Annotated in this window: 18 protein-coding genes; 3 read left to right on the top strand and 15 right to left on the bottom strand. The window is 39.1% G+C overall.

What is annotated here, in order from left to right:
• The 11 genes from J7K93_08165 to J7K93_08115 form a co-directional block, all read right to left on the bottom strand.
• On the bottom strand, positions 1-193 hold a 193-nt coding region (locus tag J7K93_08165; GenBank protein MCD6116975.1), incomplete at its 3' end, for a hypothetical protein.
• Complete coding sequence (locus J7K93_08160; protein ID MCD6116974.1) at positions 175-879, bottom strand: cytochrome C biogenesis protein; 705 nt, start codon at positions 877-879, stop codon at positions 175-177. The genes J7K93_08165 and J7K93_08160, both read right to left, overlap by 19 nt.
• The gene (locus J7K93_08155; GenBank protein MCD6116973.1) at positions 879-1,280 is read right to left on the bottom strand and encodes a thioredoxin family protein; all 402 of its coding nucleotides are present in this window, start codon (positions 1,278-1,280) and stop codon (positions 879-881) included. The genes J7K93_08160 and J7K93_08155 overlap by 1 nt, the downstream gene beginning before the upstream one ends.
• A gap of 66 nt (positions 1,281-1,346) precedes the next feature.
• Complete coding sequence (locus J7K93_08150; GenBank protein ID MCD6116972.1) at positions 1,347-1,874, bottom strand: permease; 528 nt, start codon at positions 1,872-1,874, stop codon at positions 1,347-1,349.
• Positions 1,871-2,356, bottom strand: a complete 486-nt coding sequence (locus J7K93_08145) for a permease (GenBank protein MCD6116971.1) — start codon at positions 2,354-2,356, stop codon at positions 1,871-1,873. Before J7K93_08145 ends, J7K93_08150 begins: the two co-directional genes overlap by 4 nt.
• 28 nt (positions 2,357-2,384) lie before the next feature.
• A complete protein-coding gene (locus tag J7K93_08140) occupies positions 2,385-2,681 on the bottom strand; it encodes a hypothetical protein (protein MCD6116970.1) in 297 nt (98 codons plus the stop codon).
• Positions 2,674-3,732 carry a hypothetical protein gene (locus J7K93_08135; GenBank protein ID MCD6116969.1) on the bottom strand — a complete coding sequence of 353 codons (1,059 nt, stop codon included), beginning with the start codon at positions 3,730-3,732 and terminating at the stop codon, positions 2,674-2,676. The genes J7K93_08140 and J7K93_08135 overlap by 8 nt, the downstream gene beginning before the upstream one ends.
• A complete protein-coding gene (locus J7K93_08130) occupies positions 3,719-4,411 on the bottom strand; it encodes a hypothetical protein (GenBank protein MCD6116968.1) in 693 nt (230 codons plus the stop codon). Before J7K93_08130 ends, J7K93_08135 begins: the two co-directional genes overlap by 14 nt.
• Positions 4,412-4,587: 176 nt before the next feature.
• On the bottom strand, positions 4,588-4,827 hold the full coding sequence (locus tag J7K93_08125; protein MCD6116967.1) for a TM0996/MTH895 family glutaredoxin-like protein: 240 nt from the start codon (positions 4,825-4,827) through the stop codon (positions 4,588-4,590).
• Positions 4,828-4,899: 72 nt separating this feature from the next.
• Positions 4,900-6,198, bottom strand: a complete 1,299-nt coding sequence (locus J7K93_08120; protein MCD6116966.1) for a permease — start codon at positions 6,196-6,198, stop codon at positions 4,900-4,902.
• 49 nt (positions 6,199-6,247) lie between these two features.
• Positions 6,248-6,592, bottom strand: coding sequence for a winged helix-turn-helix transcriptional regulator (locus J7K93_08115; GenBank protein ID MCD6116965.1), 345 nt, complete (start codon positions 6,590-6,592; stop codon positions 6,248-6,250).
• Between the two features lie 566 nt (positions 6,593-7,158).
• Between J7K93_08115 and J7K93_08110 the strand changes: the two genes are divergently transcribed.
• The 3 genes from J7K93_08110 to J7K93_08100 all read left to right on the top strand — a co-directional run bounded on the left by J7K93_08110 (position 7,159) and on the right by J7K93_08100 (position 10,596).
• Positions 7,159-8,094, top strand: a complete 936-nt coding sequence (locus J7K93_08110) for a hypothetical protein (protein ID MCD6116964.1) — start codon at positions 7,159-7,161, stop codon at positions 8,092-8,094.
• A gap of 195 nt (positions 8,095-8,289) precedes the next feature.
• The gene (locus J7K93_08105) at positions 8,290-8,652 is read left to right on the top strand and encodes a winged helix-turn-helix transcriptional regulator (GenBank protein MCD6116963.1); all 363 of its coding nucleotides are present in this window, start codon (positions 8,290-8,292) and stop codon (positions 8,650-8,652) included.
• A 51-nt stretch (positions 8,653-8,703) separates the two neighbouring features.
• Positions 8,704-10,596, top strand: a complete 1,893-nt coding sequence (locus J7K93_08100) for a heavy metal translocating P-type ATPase (protein ID MCD6116962.1) — start codon at positions 8,704-8,706, stop codon at positions 10,594-10,596.
• Between the two features lie 344 nt (positions 10,597-10,940).
• On the opposite strand, the gene J7K93_08095 is transcribed toward J7K93_08100, so the two are convergent.
• The 4 genes from J7K93_08095 to J7K93_08080 form a co-directional block, all read right to left on the bottom strand.
• On the bottom strand, positions 10,941-14,006 hold the full coding sequence (locus tag J7K93_08095) for an efflux RND transporter permease subunit (GenBank protein ID MCD6116961.1): 3,066 nt from the start codon (positions 14,004-14,006) through the stop codon (positions 10,941-10,943).
• Between the two features lies 1 nt (position 14,007).
• Positions 14,008-17,271 (bottom strand): efflux RND transporter permease subunit, encoded by a 3,264-nt coding sequence (locus J7K93_08090; GenBank protein MCD6116960.1) that lies wholly within the window; start codon positions 17,269-17,271, stop codon positions 14,008-14,010.
• A 5-nt stretch (positions 17,272-17,276) separates the two neighbouring features.
• Positions 17,277-18,530: an efflux RND transporter periplasmic adaptor subunit gene (locus J7K93_08085; protein MCD6116959.1), complete on the bottom strand. Its 1,254-nt coding sequence runs from the start codon at positions 18,528-18,530 to the stop codon at positions 17,277-17,279.
• A gap of 400 nt (positions 18,531-18,930) precedes the next feature.
• The coding region (locus J7K93_08080; GenBank protein MCD6116958.1) for an aminoglycoside phosphotransferase family protein at positions 18,931-20,001 on the bottom strand (1,071 nt) is incomplete at its 5' end.

Raw genomic sequence — 20,001 nt, 5'->3', positions numbered from 1 at the left:
CCATAACTTTTACTGCAGATTGATTTAAACCGTGGGTTTCTATACCTGCAGACCAGACATCAATCTGGACTCCTTTTAAGTGCCTTGTCCACCCTTCTGCCATCTGACTGCGGCAGGAGTTGCCTGTACAAAGAAAGAGTATTTTAAGTTTGGATTTTAACAAATCAACCTCCTTTAAACTATAACTCCCCATATCAGATATACTCCGCCCAACATCACCAACAATCCACAGACTTTCTTGAGAATCACAGCTCCTTTCGAACGTTCATTCCAATGCAAATATTTTTGCACCAAGCTCGTAAATGTGCCAGCCAGTACTATGACCGAACAGTGACCGAGAGCGTAAAAAAGAACCAACGAACCGGCAAACACCGGACGCGTAGATGCAACGTTGAAAGCAACTCCCAGCATAGGTGCCATGTATGCAAAAGTGCACGGGCCCAGCGCAACACCGAAAACAAGGCCTATAACAAAAGCTGCTACAGCTCCCTTTTTCTTCATTCTCGGCTGATTGGAAACCCCGAGAAAAGGCAGGTTGATAATTTCAAGCAGATGCAGGCCGATAACAAAAAATATGACAGCAACAAGATAGTTGCCTGTTTTTCCCACATCTCCCATTATCCGCCCCATAAGGGCAGTGATTAATCCGATAACTGCAATTGTAATCAGAATGCCTATTGAAAAAAGTCCTGCCAATATAAATGCCCGTTTTTTACCAACCTTTCCCTGGCCGTCAATGAAGCCTACAATCAAAGGAATGGAAGACAGGTGGCACGGGCTGAGAAGAATGCTTAATACTCCCCATAAAAATGATGCAGAGACCGCTATAATCCATGTCTGGTGAAGAGCTTTTGTAAGCCCTGTAAAAATGCTCTCCATTACTTAACACCTTTTTGTTTCAGTATTTTAATTAGTTCCTGCTTTGGGAAAAACCCCTCATGCCTGAAATATTCATTACCGTTTTTATCTAGAAACACCTGTGTAGGGATAACTCTTATTTTGAACGTATCAGCATAAGGTTTGCCTTTCTCTGTCCATACGTCATAAAAAACAACTTTTACACTGCCTTTGTATTCTTCTTCTATCTGTTTCATTACAGGCTGCATCATTTTACAAGGTATGCAGTTTACAGAGCCCAGCTCAATAAATGTTACAAGAGGTGTATCGATTTTTGCAGATGAACCTGTATTTGTTTTACTGGTATCAACTGCTGATTGGTAAACAGTATTGTCCGGATTAACCGAACTTTTAGCTTTTTCCTTATGATTTGAGCAGAGCATTGATAGCACGGACAGCAGAATTACAGACAAAAATAGTTTCCCCTTTTTTTTCATAGCTTCCTCCGTTTAAGTGTTGTTATCTGTGATTTGGTATGAACGTGTTTCAAGATATTTTCCTAATATTTCCGAAGATACAATTATTAAAGGTATTGAGATTAAAAGCCTTATCAGGGAAAATTTAATTCCGAGAAAAGATGCTTCAAAAAGTGTCATTGGGATGCGGACTACAGCAGCAGCTCCAAGATATGTGAGGATTACAGGGATTCTTGCACCTTTTCGGAACAGTACTGCGGCAACAGGAAAGGCAACATAGAGCCCGCCCACAGTTGTACCTGCAAGCAGTGTTACCCACAGATGAGCCATCAGCCCTGAACCTGTGCCAAGATGTTTTTCAACAGATTCCCGTTTTACCCAGACCTGAAAAAGCCCGATTAAAATAAAGGCAGGGGGAAGAACCAGAAAAAGGTTTTTTGCAAAATAAATTGTTTTCCTGCCCATCTGCATTCCGGAATCAATTCTCAGAATAAATGACAGCAGAATGAAGCTTGTGAAGAGAGAAAAAACAGTTGTTTCAATTATTTTGTCCTTTTTCATAAAAGTATCTCCCTGTAGATAATCCCTATTACGAGAGAAACAATCAAAGCAATTACAAGGCTGATAAAGTTGCGAAGCAGTGCAGTTTTTACACCAAGATATGTTTTTTCAATGGGAAATGTAATAACTCCCACCATCATTAAACTGGTTGAGAATGCTCCCAGCACAAAATAGGGGACTCCCTGATGCAGAAGCAGGCCGCATAGCGGGAAAGCTATAAACCCCGGCATCATTGTAATTGAGCCGAAAACAAGTGCAAGCGTAATTGCAAAAAAATGATTGTCAGCACCGAGGTAACGGCCTATTGCAGAGGCCGGAATAAAATAGAGGATAAATGCAGCAAGCACTATCACCAGAAGAAGGTCAGGAAGTATCTTTAAAAATATTTTCAGGGCAGTTTTCAGGGACAGTGCAGTCTTATTTTTATCTGCAATAACAGACATTATCAAAGCTGCGATTGTTGCCGAATACAGAAATAACATTTAATATTCCTTTTTCATTTTAACTTTTTCAAGCCATACATTGTTTTACAGCGTTTTCAAGTTCTTCATATTCGGGCACTTCTCTTTCCCAGAACTTTGAACTGTTAATAAAAATCGACGGAATCTTTTTAAATTTACCTGCTGACTGGTATCCTGCACTTGGGCTCACATCCGGAGTTTCGCCTGCATAGTAGATATCAACCCTGATTTTATCAGGGAATTTATTAATTATCTGTTCTATCATCTCCAGTATTTTTTTGCCTTTTGATGTTGGGGGAGATGCAAGAAGCAGCTCTACACGAACCCTCTGTTCAGTATCACTCATTTCTGTTTTGTCCTTCTGTAATATTTGTAATCATATGGCACACAGCCATCTTTAATTCCGGTGGCAGAGGGGAATTTCTTATAAACGATATTCCCTTTTCAATTGTGAGCCCTCTGATATTTGTTTCGATTTTATGCAGTATTTTCGGATCAGAAAGGAGGAAATCGCCTGTAATGTGTATGTTCTTAATGTACTGGTTATCAGTACTTATATGTAAATTTACAACACCGCTCTTTATTTTTGTGGATAACTTTGTTGTAAAAAGCTGTTTTTTCCTGAATGTCCATTCCTTTTTAGAATATTTTGATGCCAGGAGTTTTTCCGCGAGAGTTTTTTCCTCTTTGGTAAGAGGAGACTGCTGAAGCTCAATATTTAGTATTTCTGAAAAATGATTTATCAGGCCTTTTATCACGTGCTTAACAGAAATAGCTTTCCTTGCAGCTTCCGATAGATTTATCACTCTTTCTGCAACACTCTTAAATCCTTTTTCCTTAAATTTTAAATCAGATGGTTTAAGGCAGTTCTGCATTGTTTTTATAGCAGCATTCACAAGAAAAGTACCACTGTGCACAAATGCAGAGTATAGCTCAAGCTGTGCAGATCCGTAAATTTTTCTATTGTCTACAGTTATATCATTAACAGGTGAAAGTTTGGCTTTAACTCCGAAATCTTTGCAAACAGCTAATACAGCCTTCCCTGTAAGGCTGTACAACTGAGAAGGATCTTCAATGCCGAGGTGGGAAAACATTTCATTTCTGTTGAAAAACATGGAGTAACAGAAACTACCTGAATCTTGATATACTGCACCGCCAGGATTTGATCTTCTGACAATTGGAATATTGTGTTTGTTGCAGTATTCAATATTAACATCTTCTTCAGGATGCTGGAAAACTCCTATCCAGACTGACGGAATTGTCTGCCTGATACGAAGAGTAGGGGGGCTTTTCTCTTCATCTACAAGCCTGAGAACAGCATCTTCAACAGCAAAGTGCATAAAAGGATCTTTTATACCGTCATTAAGAAGCCTCAATTTTTGTTTATTTTTTAACAAAATAGGAGCACCTCTCTTTTTTACACTCTTCAACCATGCCGGAGAATTCACATTTTATTGGTACAGATTTCAGAGTAGGAAGTTCTAAAATATCTTTAAGCTCCTGCCAGAATGTCTCTATTGCTGCATAAACACTCTGCTTACAGCATCTGGCTCCCCCCATTTCAGATATTTTGAGAAGAGCCTTTGCAGTTGTGAGCATTACAAGAGATCTTTCTCTGTCTGACATGTAATTGGCTTTGAGCAGAATTGAAACTGCTGTTCCTGAACCTACACATGCTCCGCAATCTCCGCGGCTTCCGCATGTGCCGTAAGGGATGTTCTCTGCCCGTTTGAAACATCTCCTGATATCTTTTGATTCAATTTTTCTATGCTTAAGATTAAGAACTGCTGTCAGTATTACAGGTGTGACCAGAAAATGGTGTTCCACTCCAAAATCATTAAATGACGGGTGTTTCATGATCAGGTTTGCCATTTCCACTGGGTCGGTACAATCCGTATTAAGACAGACACGTTCAATTATTTCGTCCTGTGTAGAAAGTCTGCATTCTTCGCACTGGTAATGACCGTTGGGGCAGATCCATTCTCCCTGCTCAATTGCTCCACAGAAGGAGCATGTATATGTTCCTGTTTTTTCAATCAGTTCCTGGCCGCAGATTGGACATGTGTAGGTAGCCATTTAATCTCTCCTGAAATTGTGCTATTTTTGCCTGAGGTTGTATTTATTAATACAATCTTTGCAAACAGCAACACGTTTTACAGAGCAGCATGTCTGAATATTAACGTACTCAATTTGTTCCCGAGAAAATTCTTTACTACAGGCACCACATCTTATTTTTGTTTTTACATTTTCACTCATAATTCACCTAATATTTTTTTCAGTTTTTCCACGCCGGGAGATTTCCCGATTATTTTTACATCACCGTCTATAACAAGAGCCGGAGTCATCATTACTCCGAATTTGAGGATTTCATCAATTTCTTCTACTTTAATAATCTCAAATTTTTTTTCAAGCTGTTCTGCTGCTTTTCTTACCTGCTGTTCCATTATTCTGCATTTTTGGCACCCTGTGCCGAGAATCTGAATTTTTGTCATGTATATCTACCTCATTATTCTAAGAATAGAGTAGCCCGAATTGGGCATCTCTGCATTCCCTGGTTATTTTCATTAAAACAAACTGCCAAAGATCAATCCAGTAATTGTTGCCATTACAACAACAAGAGATACAAATACCAACGTCTTTTTTGTACCGATCACACTTCTTATAACCAGCATATTTGGTAAAGAGAGTGCCGGCCCGGCAAGAAGCAGTGCCAGTGCAGGGCCTTTTCCCATTCCGTTTGCAATCAGACCCTGAAGAATGGGAACTTCTGTTAAAGTTGCAAAGTACATAAATGCTCCAACAATTGAGGCAAAGAAGTTGGAGAAAAGAGAGTTGCCTCCCACAAGAGATGATATCCATGATGATGGGATTATGCCCTGTCCGCCTTCAGGAGAGCCGAGAAAAAATCCTGCGACAAGAACTCCCATTGCAAGTAGAGGAAGGATCTGTTTTGCAAAATCCCACGTGGCGCTCATCCATTCCTGGGGTTCACCTTCTTCCTGGCTTATGAGTATACTTAAAGCAACTACAGCAAATGAAAACGGAATAAGCGGATTCGTAAAAATCAAAGCAGACAGAATAACAAGCAGAGAAGCAAGAACAACTTTTTGCCACCTGAGCTTAAGAACATAAATCAAAGAACCGCTGAAAAGAATTCCGAATATTCCGGTTATGATCCATTTTGAATGATAAATTGAATACCATAATCCTGCATCGGTGTCGGGCTTTCCCCAGTTAGCAAAAATCAGAATTCCGACAAGGATTAAAAAATGAGCTGCAGTATGATAGAAGGGGCGGCTTTCTTCAGGCTCCGGCATTGCAAGCTGCTTATCGGCTTTTTCCTGCTCTTCCTTTCGAAAAATAAGATGCATGATTACACCAATTATAACGCTGAAAAGAACAGCACCAATTATTCTTGCAATTCCAAGCTCTGCTCCGAGTATCCTTGCAGTCAGAATAATTGCCAGAATATTGATTGCAGGCCCTGAATATAGGAAAGCAATTGCAGGGCCCAGCCCTGCGCCGCGTTTGTAAATTCCGGAAAACAGGGGAAGAACAGTGCACGAGCACACAGCGAGAATTGTTCCTGACACAGAAGCCACACTGTAAGCAACCCATTTTTTTGCCTTGGCACCGAGGTATTTAATTACAGCGGCCTGACTGAAAAATACGGATATAACTCCTGCAATAAAAAATGCAGGAACAAGGCAGAGAAGTACATGTTTCTGAGCATACCATTTTAGGAGAGCGAGCGCTTCAAAAATTGAATTTAAAAAGCGTTTATTTCCTACAGGAAGGTAATAGGCTGCAAAAAATATAAGAACCATTAAAAACAGATTTTTTCTTTCATCTTTCCAGATCATATAAACTCCTGTTGTTTCGATGATTAGCGAAATGATAAAAATAAAAAAATTATGGTATACATATCTTAGTTCGGTCTGCAAATTCCATTTTATTTCTGTCCCTCTCAATAATTTTGTTATCTGAAAGCCACTTTTTTATAAGAGGCATAATTTCACTGACATATTTACCGCGGTTTGTATCATTAAGATAGTAATTGACCCATTTGTTGTCCTTGTGATCAAAGATAAAACCGGCTTCTTTAAGAATGGAGAGGTGTTTTGATACTGTTGATGCAGCCAACCCCAGAATCCATGTAATTTCACATACACACAGGGGTTGAACCTCAAGAAGTTTCAGGATTCGGATTCTGTTTGGATCGCTTAAAGCTTTAAAAGTTTTTGTAAGATTTTCCAAAAGTATTCCTCCTGTCATTTCGATGTATGGCGAAATATAAATAACGGGAATTGAAATGTCAAGGGATTTCGAATTTTATTTGTTTGTAGGGGGTATAAAGGTATATCGATATAATGTTAATAGGTAGACCTATATCAAATTTTCAGGGTAGGAAAGGAATTTGAAGAAGCTGTAAATTATTCTGTTGAAATTTTATAGTTGCAAAAAAAGAGGGTATCTCCTAAATTAATTCATGACCAAAAAAGGAGAAGATACTCATTTCTATTAAAAACGTGAATTTGAACAGAATATATTGACAATGTCTGCAATGATTGTTCTGGCTCTACTGTTGATTTTATCACTAATTATCATTATATTTTCAGATGAGTTGTATTTTGTGATTATTAAAAAATTGTTTTCAATTTAAGTTCTGCATTTAATAATAATAAGCTGTCAATTATAATTCCGGCATTAAAATTAAATAAATAAGATTTAATCCTAATTTTGTTCAATAAATTTTATGTTCATATCGTTTATTTATCAGAAGAAGCTAAAATGTGACATTGAAAATAAAATCGGAGGAGAAGATGAAGACAAAAAAATCAGTTGCAATGCTTGTTGTTATGTCCATTATTTTTGCATCTGCACTGTATGCACAGGATGATGTAACAATTATTACACCTTCAACAGAGATAGGGGAGCAGCTTGACTTGCAGGCTGTAAGCGAGCTTTTTAAAGATGCGAGTAATCTGGAAGAATTTGAGAAAGCTTTGAATGATCCTGATAATGGCGTTAACAATCTTGATCTGAATGAGGACGGACAGGTAGATTTTATCCGGATAGTAGAGGAGATGTCCGGTGATACTCATTTGATTATTCTTCAGGTGCCTCTCGGAGAAGATGAGTTCCAGGATGTAGCTACTATTGAAATCGAAAAATCAGGTGATAGTTACAATATGCAGGTGCATGGTAATGAGGTTATATACGGAGTTGATTATTATGTTGTACCAACATATGTACATATTTATTCATGGCCGATTATTCCATGGATTTACAGGCCCTATTACAGGCCGTATCGCTCTGTTTTCTATTTCGGGTACTATCCGAGATGGTGGAGGCCTTATCGTCATGTAACAATTAATGTTTATCATACAAGAATCGTCAGGTACAGAAGAGCACCGGCTTTTTCAGTTACCAGAGTAAGCAGGGTTCGAACAGTTAATAGAGTGCATTACACACCAAGAAGTGCTACAGTTGTAACAAAAAGAGTTAAAGTCAGATCAACCGGCCCCGGAAGAAGGGGAAGTACAACAATTAAAAAAACAGCAACTATTAAAAAAAGTGTCCCGGCAAAAAGAGATATAAAAATAAAGAAAAACACTACAAAGGCCAGGGTATCAGAGAAGAGAAGAATTCGAAAATCCGGTACAGTCAGAACATCAAAAAAAATAACTGCTAAAAGAGCATTAAATAAGAAGAATGTGGCAAAAGTAAGCAAGGCAGGTAAAAGAAAAAGGAAGTAAGTAAACTTTGCCTGATACATGGTATTGATTATCTTTGGAAAGATTTAATTGTAAAAGTGTCTTTTTCAGAGTGATCTCCGATATCTTGTCATGTGTCAGGCAAAATATATTAATACTGTGATAATTCCCCTTGACATCAGGGGATTTTTTATGTAATTTAACTATGAACGATTGAACAAACGTTAAGGCGAGAAAATGAAAGAAGATTTATCGGACCTGTGCAAGACTTCAATAATCAATATTGAACTGGTCAAAAGTGTCAGGAAGAGACTGCCTGAAAATGAATATATTAATAATCTTGCTGAGACATTTAAAGTTTTAAGTGATCCTACAAGATTAAAAATAGTTCTTGCGCTTTTGACAAAAGAAAGACTTTGCGTATGTGACCTTGCAGCTATTTCTGGTATTACAGTATCAGGTATATCTCACCAGTTGAGATTATTAAAAAGTATGAAACTGGTGTCTTATATCAAAGAAGGCAAAATGGTTTACTATTCACTTGACGACAGTCATGTTGTAAATATTTTAAGTGAAGCTGTGAACCATATAAAGGAATAATTTTTTTGCCATAACGTTTGAATATGTGAACAAATATAAAATGGAGGTGTCGTGGACGATACTGGAAAAGAAGAAGAATTTAGCGGAAAATGGTTTCTTTATCCTCCGCTCAGAAATGCTCTTGCATCAGGAGCAGTAACAACAATTACATTTATTCTTGCGAGAGCAGGAATAGTACCGTATAATATTTCCATCTATATTTTTGCTTTTGCTATGATTATAGGCGGTTATCACTGGATCAGAGAAGGGATTGAGGAATTATTTCGGGATGGGGAAATATCTATCAATATTTTAATGATTGCTGCAACAGCAGGATCAATAATTCTTAGAATGTGGGATGAAGCAGCTTTCCTTGTTTTCCTCTACGGTGCTGCAGAAGGGCTGGAGGAGTTTACATATGCAAAAACCAGATCATCTATACGAAAGCTGCTTGACCTTGCACCAAGGAAAGCACGAATTAAAAAGGACGGGCAGGAAACTATGATTCCTGCACAGGAGATAAAAGAAGGTGATATCTTTTATGTCAAACCGGGAGAATCTTTGCCTACTGACGGAATTATCTTAAGCGGAAGCACAAGTATTAATGAAGCCGCTGTTACCGGTGAATCCATCCCTGTAGAAAAGGAAAAAGGAATGGAAGTTTTTGCGGCATCTATTAACATGCAGGGTGCAATAAAAGTCAGAGCAACCGCAAGTTTTCAAAATAATATGCTGTCAAAAATAATCCATCTAGTTGAGGAGGCGCAGGAACAAAAAGGCAAAGTACAGACATTTATTGAAGATTTCGGTAGAAAATATACACCTTGGGTGCTTATTTCCTCCGCACTGTTAATTTTAATCCCCTTGATATTCGGGGCTGGTATGAAGCCCTGGATTTTCAGAGGAGTTATTATTCTTGTTGCTGCTGCTCCTTGTGCTCTTGTAATGTCCATGCCGGTTGCGATTGCAGCAGGAATCGGAAGGGCAGGTTTAAAAGGTGTGCTGATAAAAGGCGGAAGCCATCTTGAAAATCTCGGCAGAATAAAGGTTTTTGCTTTTGACAAGACAGGCACCCTTACAAAGGGCAGGCCTGCAGTAACTGATATTATTGCATTCGAAAATGACGAAGAAGAAATTCTTCGGATTGCGTCAGGAATAGAAAAATTGTCTGAACATCCGATAGCAGGAGCTATTATCAGAAGTGCCGGAAAACAGGGAGTCAAGCCTGCACAAATATCTGATTTTACATCTGTTACAGGTCTTGGAGCAAAGGCAAAAATAAACGGTAATATTTTCCTGTCAGGCAAGATACTGCTTTTTGACAGCGAGTGTTATACTGAAAAGGTAAGAAAAAAATATAAAGAGCTAAGCGAGCAGGGAAAAACAATCGTTTTTATCGGAACAATTCATAAAATATACGGCATTATTGCTTTAAAAGATGAAATCAGGGAAGAGAGCAGAGAGGTTGTTTCCAAGTTAAATCAATCAGGTGTTCATGTTGTTATGTTAACCGGAGACAATCGGAATACAGCAGAGACTGTAGGCGGGAAAATAGGTATAAAGGATATAAGATCAGATTTAAAACCTGCTGATAAAATTAGTATAATAAAAGAGCTTAATAAAAAATACGGCACAGTTGCAATGGTGGGAGACGGAATTAATGATGCGCCTGCTTTAGTTCAGGCTGATGTGGGTATTGCAATGGGCGCTGCAGGTACTGATGCTGCAATAGAGGCAGCAGATATTGCACTTTTATCTGATGATCTTTCAAAGCTGCTTTATGCAATTGGTATTGGAAGAAAAACAAGAAAGATAAGCAGGCAGAACATAATATTTGCAGTCAGTGTTCTTGCATTGCTGATACCTTCATCTCTTGCAGGTATGCTTTCTGTGGCTGCTGTTGTGTTTATTCACGAAGCTTCGGAGTTGATTGCTGTAGCAAACGGATTGAGAGTGGGGAGATAAAACAGTAAAATTTGTTTTTTCTTTAAAAAAATTAGTAATTCAGGCTGTTTAAGTTTTTCTGCTATTGAAAAATTTGCCGGAGCTCTGTAAGGTGTTCCGCTGAAAAAAAGACTGCCCTGTTTTTATTCCCGGACAACCTGCAATGAAAACAGCAAAGTTAAGCGAATTTTCAGTGCTTTGATAAAATTTTCCGGGGTTTTTATATCTTGTTAATTATACAGACGAATTCATTTCCGAAGAAAGTTTTAAAATGCAGATCTTCCGAAATCTGTTTGAATATCCGAACCGGTTTAACGTGCAGAGCAGTTTACATATTGAATATGTTTTAAAAACAGCATTGAATATCAGATACTGTTTAAGAATTTCCGATATCTTAATTTTACTCTCTCAAAAATAACATAAAGCGCAGGAATAACTGTAAGCACCATCAATGTGGAAGATAAAAGCCCTCCGATTGTAGCAAGTGCAAGAGAGTACCATATATCGCTTTTATCCTTAACCATAAAGACCAGAGGAAGAAGCCCGCCTATTGTAGTAAAAGTTGTCATAAGAATTGGCCTTACTCTGTCCCTCGCTCCGAGAATCACAGCATTAAACAGATTTTCGCCCCTTCGTCTGAGAAAATTTATATGATCAACAAGAAGTATGGAATCATTCACAACTATTCCTCCCAAAAGCACTACTCCTATATATGCAGAGCGGTCAAATGGGGAGTTAGCCAAATAGAATATAAAGAATACTCCCACAAGAGACAAAGGCACAGTAAGAAGAATTAAAAATGGGTGCAGAATAGATTCAAACAGTCCGGCTGTGACAAGGAATACAAGAAACAGGGAGACGATCAGAACAAGGGAGATTTGCTTCTGTTCTTCCTTAGTGAAAAACCAGTATGAATCTCTCTCAAGTTTAAAGCCCGGCGGTACCTGAGTTGTTTTGATTATTGTTTCAAGGAGTTTATCTCCCATCTTGTACGGCCCCCTGTATTCAAATCCTACGAGACGCATGTACTGCTGGTTTTCTCTTACAATTTCAGGCATAATTTTACGATTTTCGAGTTCCGCAACCTGATTGATTCTAACCTGTTCACCTTTCGGTGATGTAATAGTACTCTTCATCAGCTCTCTGATGGAAAATGAATTAAACCCCTCAAACTTCAGCAGATAATCAACTTCAGTTCCATTGAATCTTATTCGCTGCCATGCAAGGCTCTCTCTAAGATATGCCTGAAGATGATACAAAAAAAAGTCCATTGTTATATTAAATCTGTCAAGGCGTTCTCTTTTTACCTTTAAAATCATTTCTGTGCCTGACCCGAGATAGTATTCTCTTGACAGATTTGTATTAATATTTTTAACCCGTACATAATGCTTTAACCTGCTGCCGATATCCTTTGCAATCATATCAAGTTTATTGTAATTATATCCCAAAATCTTAATCCGGTAATTGCTTGAATAGGACATTCCGCTTCCGTTGTAATATCCCTCGCCAAATCCGGAAATACTCACTCCTGCACCTGCCACAAGAGAAGCTTTGCTTATAAGCTGCTCTTTGAGCAGATATGGATAAGTTGAATTTCTGACAGATTTTGGAAATGTAATTCTCATGTAAGCATATTCCGGAGAAACCGTTGTGGAAATTTTTCCGGCATATGGAGCTTTTAACGCAACATCCTCAAATACTTTTATAAGAGTGTCTGCTCGCTTAAGCTGTGCTCCCTTTGGCATACTTACATAAACAGAAAGTGTGCTTTGATTCCTCCATTCAAATATCTTGCCTTTGATTACATATTTATCAAATACATAAATACCTGATGCAAGCAGAACAGCAGCAGCCGTTAATGTAATAATTCTATGCCGTATGATTACGGAAAGGAATTGCTGATACATTGATAGAAAAGTTTTGTCGTGATGCTCTTTGTCTTGCATTTCAGGAAACGTCGGAAACCTGGCAATTAATGACGGAGTTACAAGAAAAGCGACTGCAAGGGAAGATAATAACGAGAACCCTACAGCCATTGTAAACGGCAGGTAGTAGATGCGCAGCTCGCCTGTCAGATAGAGAAATGGTATAAAAGCAGCAACTGTTGTCAGGGTAGATGCAATTATAGGCATCATAACTTCTTCTGTTCCTCTTGCAGATGCTTCCCGAATATTTTGGCCAAGCCTCTGATGCCGGAACACATTTTCAACAACTACAATGGCATTATCTACAAGCATACCGAACCCAAGGGCAAGGCCTGCAAGAGTCAGAAGATTCAGGCTTATGTGAAATATAAAGAACAGTGTTATTGTGAGAAGTGTAGAGAAAAATATTGTTGAGATAATAATCAGCGGCACCTTGAATGATCGGATAAAAATGTAGAGAACAATAAAAATAACAAATATTGAAAATAGCGCTCTCTCTCCAAGGCTGCGCAGGTTATTACGAATGGGAAGACTCTGATCATTATCAACAATCATTGTAAGCCCCTGAGGCAGCTTTTTTTCAAGGTCTTTCAGTTTTTGTTCAATTCTGTTAATAACTTCAACAATATTGCTGCCTGCTTCCCTTTCCACATTCACTACAATTGCAGGGAATCCGTTTATTCTTGATATATTCCGCGGCCTGCCGTATGTATCACGTACTAAAGCTACATCCCTAATCCTGATTAATGCTGCACCCCGCTTTAAGAGAACAGCGTCCTCTATCTGTGAAATTCTGTCAATAGGTGTATCAACCATAAGGTCAATGCGCGTGCTGCCTTTATAAATCACACCTACACTCTGCCTGTATCCCATCTGTAAAAGCTTGCTTCGAATCTGTTCGAGGGTGATGTTGTAAAGTTTGATTGCTTTCTGATCAGCAATGACTTCAATTACCCGATCCTGGCCTCCGATTACATCAACATGCGTTACTCCTTCTATGCCCATAAGGGCAGGTGATATTCTCTCAAGCCCTATACGCCTGAGTTCCTGCAGGGAGTAGTTTCCAGTAAGCCTTAAAGAAAAAAAACGGTTTGTCTGAAATGCCTTTGGTACATATTTGCTTATTTGAGGCTCATATGCCCCGTATGGCAGGTCTTCGCGAACAAGCGATATCTTTTCATTCAGATTCATTGCAGCAAAGTTCATATCCGTACCGCGGACAAATTCAACCTCAATTAAAGACTGGCCCTGTTCTGATGTGGACTTGATTTTATGGATATGGCTGACTGTGTTAATTGCTCCTTCAAGAGGCGATGTTACAAATGCTTCAATCATTTCCGGTGATGAATCAGGCCAGTATGTAGTTATGCTCAGCCTCGGAAAATCAACATCAGGGGTGAGTTCCAGAGGAAGCTTTAACATGGAAAAGAGGCCTGTCAGCAGAATAATAAGACTGAACATGGCAACTGCAACAGGTTTTTTTACTGACAGCCGTATCAGGTTCATGCTATATCCTGCTTTTATCAGATAATCTTTTTTCTCTGAAAGATTCCAGCAGGCTGTAGATTACCGGTATGAGAATCAATGTCAGAATGGTCGATGTAAAAAGCCCTCCTATGACAGCAAGGGCCAGAGGCCTCTGAAGTTCCCCTCCTTTGCCAAGGCCGATTGCAAGGGGAAGAAGCCCAAACACAGTTGTAACTGACGTCATTACAATGGGCCTGAATCTTTTTCTGCCTGCTTCTATTACCGCATTATAAATTAATTCTCCCTTGCTGCGCTCCTGATTGATAAAATCGATTTTTACTATAGCATCATTAACAGCAATACCGACAAGCACTACAATTCCGATAAGTGAGATCACATTCAGGGACTGGCCTGTTATAAAAAGCAGCCAGATTGTTCCTGTTACTGCCATTGGTACTGAAAACAGAATTATGAGGGGATGAAGCAGGGATTCAAACTGGGCAGCCATAATCATATAAACGAGAATTAACGCAAGAAGCCCTGCAAGCATAAGGCTTTTATATGACCTTGACATCTCCTCCTTTGCACCTCCTACTGTAATTGTGTAGCTTCCTGTTACAGGAATTTCAGATACAGCATTTTCCACTTTCCTGATTGTACGTGCAAGGGAACTTCCCTGAGAATTTGCATAGACGGATATTGTTTCAACCTGATTTTCTCTGTGCAGCTCTATCGGGCCGAGAGACATTTTTACATTGACCAGATCTTTTAGAGGCACATTGCCTTTTGGGGCCTTAATTATGCTGTCAAGAATTTTCGGGATTGAATTTCTCTGCTCAAGTTTGGGCCTTACGCGGATATCTATCTTTCTGTCAAATTCCTTGAATTGATCAGCAAGGTTCCCCGAAACAGAATTCTGTATGTGATGTGTAATTTCATAAACAGAGAGCCCATACAATCCCGCGGCTTTTCTGTCAATACTAATCCGGTATTCAGGCCGTCCCGATTCAAAATCAGATCTGATATCTGTTATGCTTTTAATCTTGCGGCATTTTTCAACAACTTCTGCAGCAAGTTTCTGAAGTTCTGACAGGTTATTGCCTGCAACCTGTATTCTGATATCTCCCTGGTCAGATCCGAGAAACTGACTGAGCACTGTTTCTCCGGAGTTGTAAGAGATTCGTGCATTAATCCTGGCATTAAGCTCTTTTCGCAGCTTGTTCATCAAAGGCAGTGCAGCACGGCCTTTTTTCATCCTTACCCGTATACTTGCCCTGTTCAGGCCGGATTGTTTAATATCCGCTCCCATCTGGAAATGAGTTCTTCCTATATTGGAAAAAATATCCTTAACGCCCGGTTCATTTATCATTGTTTTTTCAATATCAAGCACAACTCCTTTTGTAGCTGATAAAGATGCCCCCGGTTCAAGAAGGACTTCAATATTAAACTCACCCTGATCAACTTTCGGCATAAGTTCTCTTGGAAGCTGCATCGCAATCAGGAATGTAACAATAAAAAAGAGAAACAGGATTGTCAGGGATTTTGCCTTGTTATTCATGACTTTTACAAGAAGATTCTCATAGGCTCCTGTCATACGCATGAGAACTCTATCAAAAAAATCAAAAACAGGCTTTGTAAATATTTCAAATACTCTCTGAAGTCCACGGAGAAATGATCTTGATTTACCGATTATAAATTTCAGAAATTTTGTTAGAATTCTGCCTGTCCGGGAAAAAACTGCATAAGGGCCGTACCATATCCAGCCGAATATACTATTCGGACGGGTAAGGGTTTTGTTTTCCGAAAGGCCGGAGTCCTGATAAACAAGCTCTGAACCGGATGAACGGAACCGTGATGCCAGTACAGGCAGCAATGTAAGTGATGCAATCAATGAAGTGAGCAGGGCAAAAGTAACAGTAAGAGCCTGGTCGCGGAAAAGCTGGCCTGCCACCCCTTGAACGTAAATTACAGGAAGGAATACTGCTATTGTTGTAAGTGTGGATGCTGTTACAGCCATTGCAACCTGCTTTGTACCTGTTATTGCAGCCTGCCGCGCACCCATGCCTTCCTCTCTGTGGCGGAAAATATTTTCCAAAACTACAATGGAACTATCGACAAGCATTCCTATTCCGAGGGCAAGCCCTCCAAGGGACATGAGGTTCAGGGAAACTCCTGTAAAATACAGAAGTGTAAACGTTGTAATTATTGATATTGGCATTACTACTGCAATGCTTACAGGATTTCTTAGATCGTGCAGAAAAAAGAAGAGAGTCAGAAATGCCAGTATGCCTCCGAGAATAATTGCCTGAAGCACATTATTTACTGCTTTAGAAATGAATCCGGCTTCGTCGTATGCAATGACAATTGGAATCTTAGGATACTCTTTTTGGAGCTGTGTTAATATTTTCCTCACCTTTTTGGAAACTTTTACTGTATTTGAGCCTGCTTCCTTTTGTATTAGTATTCCTATGCTCTCTTTACCGTTGTACAGGGTTATACTTTCTCTCTCTTTAAACCAGTCTCTAACTCTGCCAATATCTTTTAAGTACACGAATGAACTATTATTTTTTCGTGCCACAACAATATCTTCAATCTCTTTTATTTTCCGGAATGAACCTGTTGTGCGCAGGGAGTATCTGTATCTGCCTTTTAAAATTGTACCTCCCGGCAGGTCAAGATTGGCAGAATGTATTGACTTTGCAACTTCATCAATTGAGATGCCCAGAGTCTCAAGCTTGTCTCTGTCAATTGTGACCTCAATTTCGCGTTCCAGCCCTCCCACCAGTTCTGCAAGCGCTACACCGTTTATCTGCTCAAGCCGCCGTTTTATTACATCCCGGGCAAATTCCTTTAAAGTAACAAGATTTTCTCCTGTGACAGACAGAGCCATAATCGGCTGGCTTGAGGGGTCCAGCCTGATGATAACAGGGCTGCCAGCTTCTCTTGGCAGTGTCCTTCCAAGCTGGTCCAGTTTTTCCCTTACGTGCAGAGATGCAAAATCCATGTCTCTGCCCCAGGCAAATTCAAGAGTTACTATGGATACACCCTCTCTGGAAACCGAATGGATGCGCCTCAGGCCGTGAACCATTGAAACTGCCTGCTCAATTTTTTCTGTAACAATTCGCTCAACCTCTTCAGGTACAGCTCCCGGGTATGTTGTTCTGATTGTCAGTTTTGGATAGGACAGGTCAGGTAAAAGATCTACTGAAAGCCTGCTTAAAGATATACCTCCAAGCAAAAGAACACCGAGGCATATCATTATAACAGAAACCGGACGTTTTACAACAGTATTAATTATATTCATTTTTTTTATTTAGTCTGTTCGTTAATAATTTTAACCGGTGCATCATGAATCAGAGTATAGTGGCCGCTTACTATAACAGGTTCTCCTGCTTTCAGATTCTGTGCTGACGACAAAATTTCGTAGTATTCGTCATTCTCCAGCCCGGTCTTTACATAACACCATTTTGCATGTTTGTCCCGAACTACAAACACAAGTTTGCGCTCATCTCTTACAAGAACCGCTTCTCTCGGTACTCTGAAACGGTTATGATATATCCTGGCTTCGAGTTTTACAAACGCAAACATGCCGGCTTTTATTTTAAGGCCCGGGTTATCCAGAATTGCTGTTACCCTGCATGTTTTTGTTTCAGGATTCACAAGAGGGTTTACTGCTGTAATTTTACCTTTAAATACTTCTCCTGGAAAGGTTGTAAAATGTACTTCCGCATAATTGCCTTTTCGTATCTTGCCGATCTCGCTTTCAAGCACTTCTATTTCAACACGAATTTGAGACAGGTCCACAAGAGTGTAGCATTCCTGGCCTGCAGATATATGCTGGCCCTGAAAAACCTTCTGATTTCCGAGAATTCCGGAAAAGGGCGCACGCAAATCCGTATATGACAGATCAAGTTCTGCTCTCTTTTTTGCTATTAATGCGCTTGTAAGCCCGCTCTGGTTTGCCATAACAGCTTTTCTTTTTTCGCCGGAAAAAATCAATGCACATTGCGTACGGATTTCAGCCTCCTCAAGGGTATGTTCACTTATTTTACCCTGTTTAAAAAGCCTTTTTGCTTCATTAAGAGATTTCTGCTCATTCCCCGAATTCCATTCGCTCTTTAAGAGTTTTATCTTTTCCGAATCATCCTGGAGTAAAAGCCCGAAATTAACCTGCGCTTCCAATACTTTGTTTTCGGCTTCTTCAAGTGCAAGGCGAAAAGATCTGTCATCTATTTTTAGAATAAGTCCGCCTTCCTTAACAAACTCTCCTTCGGATTTCTCAATCCTTACAATATTTCCCCCAAGCACAGGGCACAGTATTATCTCCTGCAGGGCTTTTGTAACACCTGTGGCAGATATCCTCATTACAATATCACCCGTATCAGCAAGGGCTGTCTTAACAGGTACCGGCTGGATATCTGCTTCTGTCTGCGTTTTAAACTCAGCAGCAGGTTCTTCCTTCTCCTTTGCAGAATGAAGATACCAGATGACTGCTGCTGCAATCACACATGTGGATATAAACCACTTGAGAAAAGGCTTTAAAGTTTTAATAAATTTTTTCATAGCTCTCTTTGCTTTAAATTAATAGTTTTTGTCTGCAGATGCAGGTTCAGCCCGGCTTTCCAAAAAAAAGCATACAAACCTGCTCCTTGCTTTTCAGTGCAAAGCTTTTCTGTTCCGATTATAATTATCGGAATAATAAAATTTCATTAAGATGAATGTGCTTAAGATGCAAAACGCTATGTTTTCAATTAAATTGCTTTATTATTATAATATTTTAGAATGAAAATGTCAAGAAAAAAATTTAGTTATTCTGGGGTTATATGATTGATGAATAATTAAATTGCGCCTTTTGTGTAGATTCTTAAATAACAGCAGATAAAATAAATCGTTATTGTACGCTGTTTAACATTATTACCATTTAAGGTTACACTATATACGGTATAAACAGGTTGGTTGCTGTTTATACAAATTCTTTTACTATCTTCTCCATCTCTCCGGACTGTTCGATAATTTTTTTTAACAAAGCAAACTGATTTCTTGCCCGTACAAGATTGTGATTATCGTAAGCTGTTGTATAATAAACGTCTCCGTTAAGATAATCAGTTAAAAATCGGATGCTCTGTTCATAAGTTATCAGTTGAGCGCCATATACCAGATTGTCAATTTCCGCCTGAGTCAGAATTTCTTTAAGTTGGGACAGGTATCCGTGTACAAGAGCTTTGAAAATATCAATCCTCATTGTAACTTTGGATGTATCCTTTTCATCTTCTGCCGCAGGGCTTGTAAAAGTTCTTACCATATCCCCGAAATCAGATATAATGTAACCTGGCATAATTGTGTCAAGATCAATAACACAAATTCCTTCATCCGTTTCATTATCCAGCATAACATTATTTATTTTTGTATCATTATGCACTATTCGCAGAGGAAGCTCATCTCTTTCCAGCAGAGATTCTATTCTGGTTTCAAGTAATCTGTATTTCAGGGCAAGCTCAATCTCCGGCTCAGCAGATTCTTTTCTGCTGTTCATGTCATCTGCCAGTACAGAGTCAAATAAATTCAGCCGTCTTTGCAGGTTGTGAAAGTCCGGGATTGTGTATTGATATTCATTCACAGGCGTATCGGATATTAATTTCTGAAACAAACCAAATGCCTTTGCAGCTTCATAAGCTTGGTTCGGTTTTCTTACGTAATCCACTGTATATGCGTTTTCTATAAAAAGAATTACACACCAGTAGTCATCATTTTCGTCTGTAAAGAATGGTTTATCATCAAATGTTTTTACAAACTGAACAACAAGCCGGGATATGTCTTTGATCCCTGAGTTTTTCAGATGATTTTTAATATGGCCGGTAATTTTCAGGCTGTTTTGTATTACTGTCTCAGGCCTTTTAAAAACGTATTTATTGATTTTACGGAGGATATATTTTTTTCCTGTACCAGACTGATTATATACTAAAAGGTATGTATCATTGATATGGCCGTTTCCAAAGGGTTCTGCTTTGAGAATACTGCCGTTAATTCTGAAATG

Source organism: bacterium (assembly GCA_021158245.1).
Lineage (GTDB): Bacteria > Zhuqueibacterota > QNDG01 > QNDG01 > QNDG01 > QNDG01.
This window is presented reverse-complemented; position numbering and strand designations above follow the sequence as displayed.

What these genes read in the sequence shown, in the direction of transcription:
- J7K93_08140 (MCD6116970.1), bottom strand. Translation starts at nt 2,681, where the DNA reads ATGAGTGATACTGAACAGAGGGTTCGTGTAGAGCTGCTTCTTGCATCT.
- J7K93_08085 (MCD6116959.1), bottom strand. Translation starts at nt 18,530, where the DNA reads ATGAAAAAATTTATTAAAACTTTAAAGCCTTTTCTCAAGTGGTTTATA.
- J7K93_08155 (MCD6116973.1), bottom strand. Translation starts at nt 1,280, where the DNA reads ATGCTCTGCTCAAATCATAAGGAAAAAGCTAAAAGTTCGGTTAATCCG.
- J7K93_08145 (MCD6116971.1), bottom strand. Translation starts at nt 2,356, where the DNA reads ATGTTATTTCTGTATTCGGCAACAATCGCAGCTTTGATAATGTCTGTT.
- J7K93_08095 (MCD6116961.1), bottom strand. Translation starts at nt 14,006, where the DNA reads ATGAACCTGATACGGCTGTCAGTAAAAAAACCTGTTGCAGTTGCCATG.
- J7K93_08110 (MCD6116964.1), top strand. Translation starts at nt 7,159, where the DNA reads ATGAAGACAAAAAAATCAGTTGCAATGCTTGTTGTTATGTCCATTATT.
- J7K93_08090 (MCD6116960.1), bottom strand. Translation starts at nt 17,271, where the DNA reads ATGAATATAATTAATACTGTTGTAAAACGTCCGGTTTCTGTTATAATG.
- J7K93_08130 (MCD6116968.1), bottom strand. Translation starts at nt 4,411, where the DNA reads ATGGCTACCTACACATGTCCAATCTGCGGCCAGGAACTGATTGAAAAA.
- J7K93_08160 (MCD6116974.1), bottom strand. Translation starts at nt 879, where the DNA reads ATGGAGAGCATTTTTACAGGGCTTACAAAAGCTCTTCACCAGACATGG.
- J7K93_08120 (MCD6116966.1), bottom strand. Translation starts at nt 6,198, where the DNA reads ATGATCTGGAAAGATGAAAGAAAAAATCTGTTTTTAATGGTTCTTATA.
- J7K93_08150 (MCD6116972.1), bottom strand. Translation starts at nt 1,874, where the DNA reads ATGAAAAAGGACAAAATAATTGAAACAACTGTTTTTTCTCTCTTCACA.
- J7K93_08105 (MCD6116963.1), top strand. Translation starts at nt 8,290, where the DNA reads ATGAAAGAAGATTTATCGGACCTGTGCAAGACTTCAATAATCAATATT.
- J7K93_08125 (MCD6116967.1), bottom strand. Translation starts at nt 4,827, where the DNA reads ATGACAAAAATTCAGATTCTCGGCACAGGGTGCCAAAAATGCAGAATA.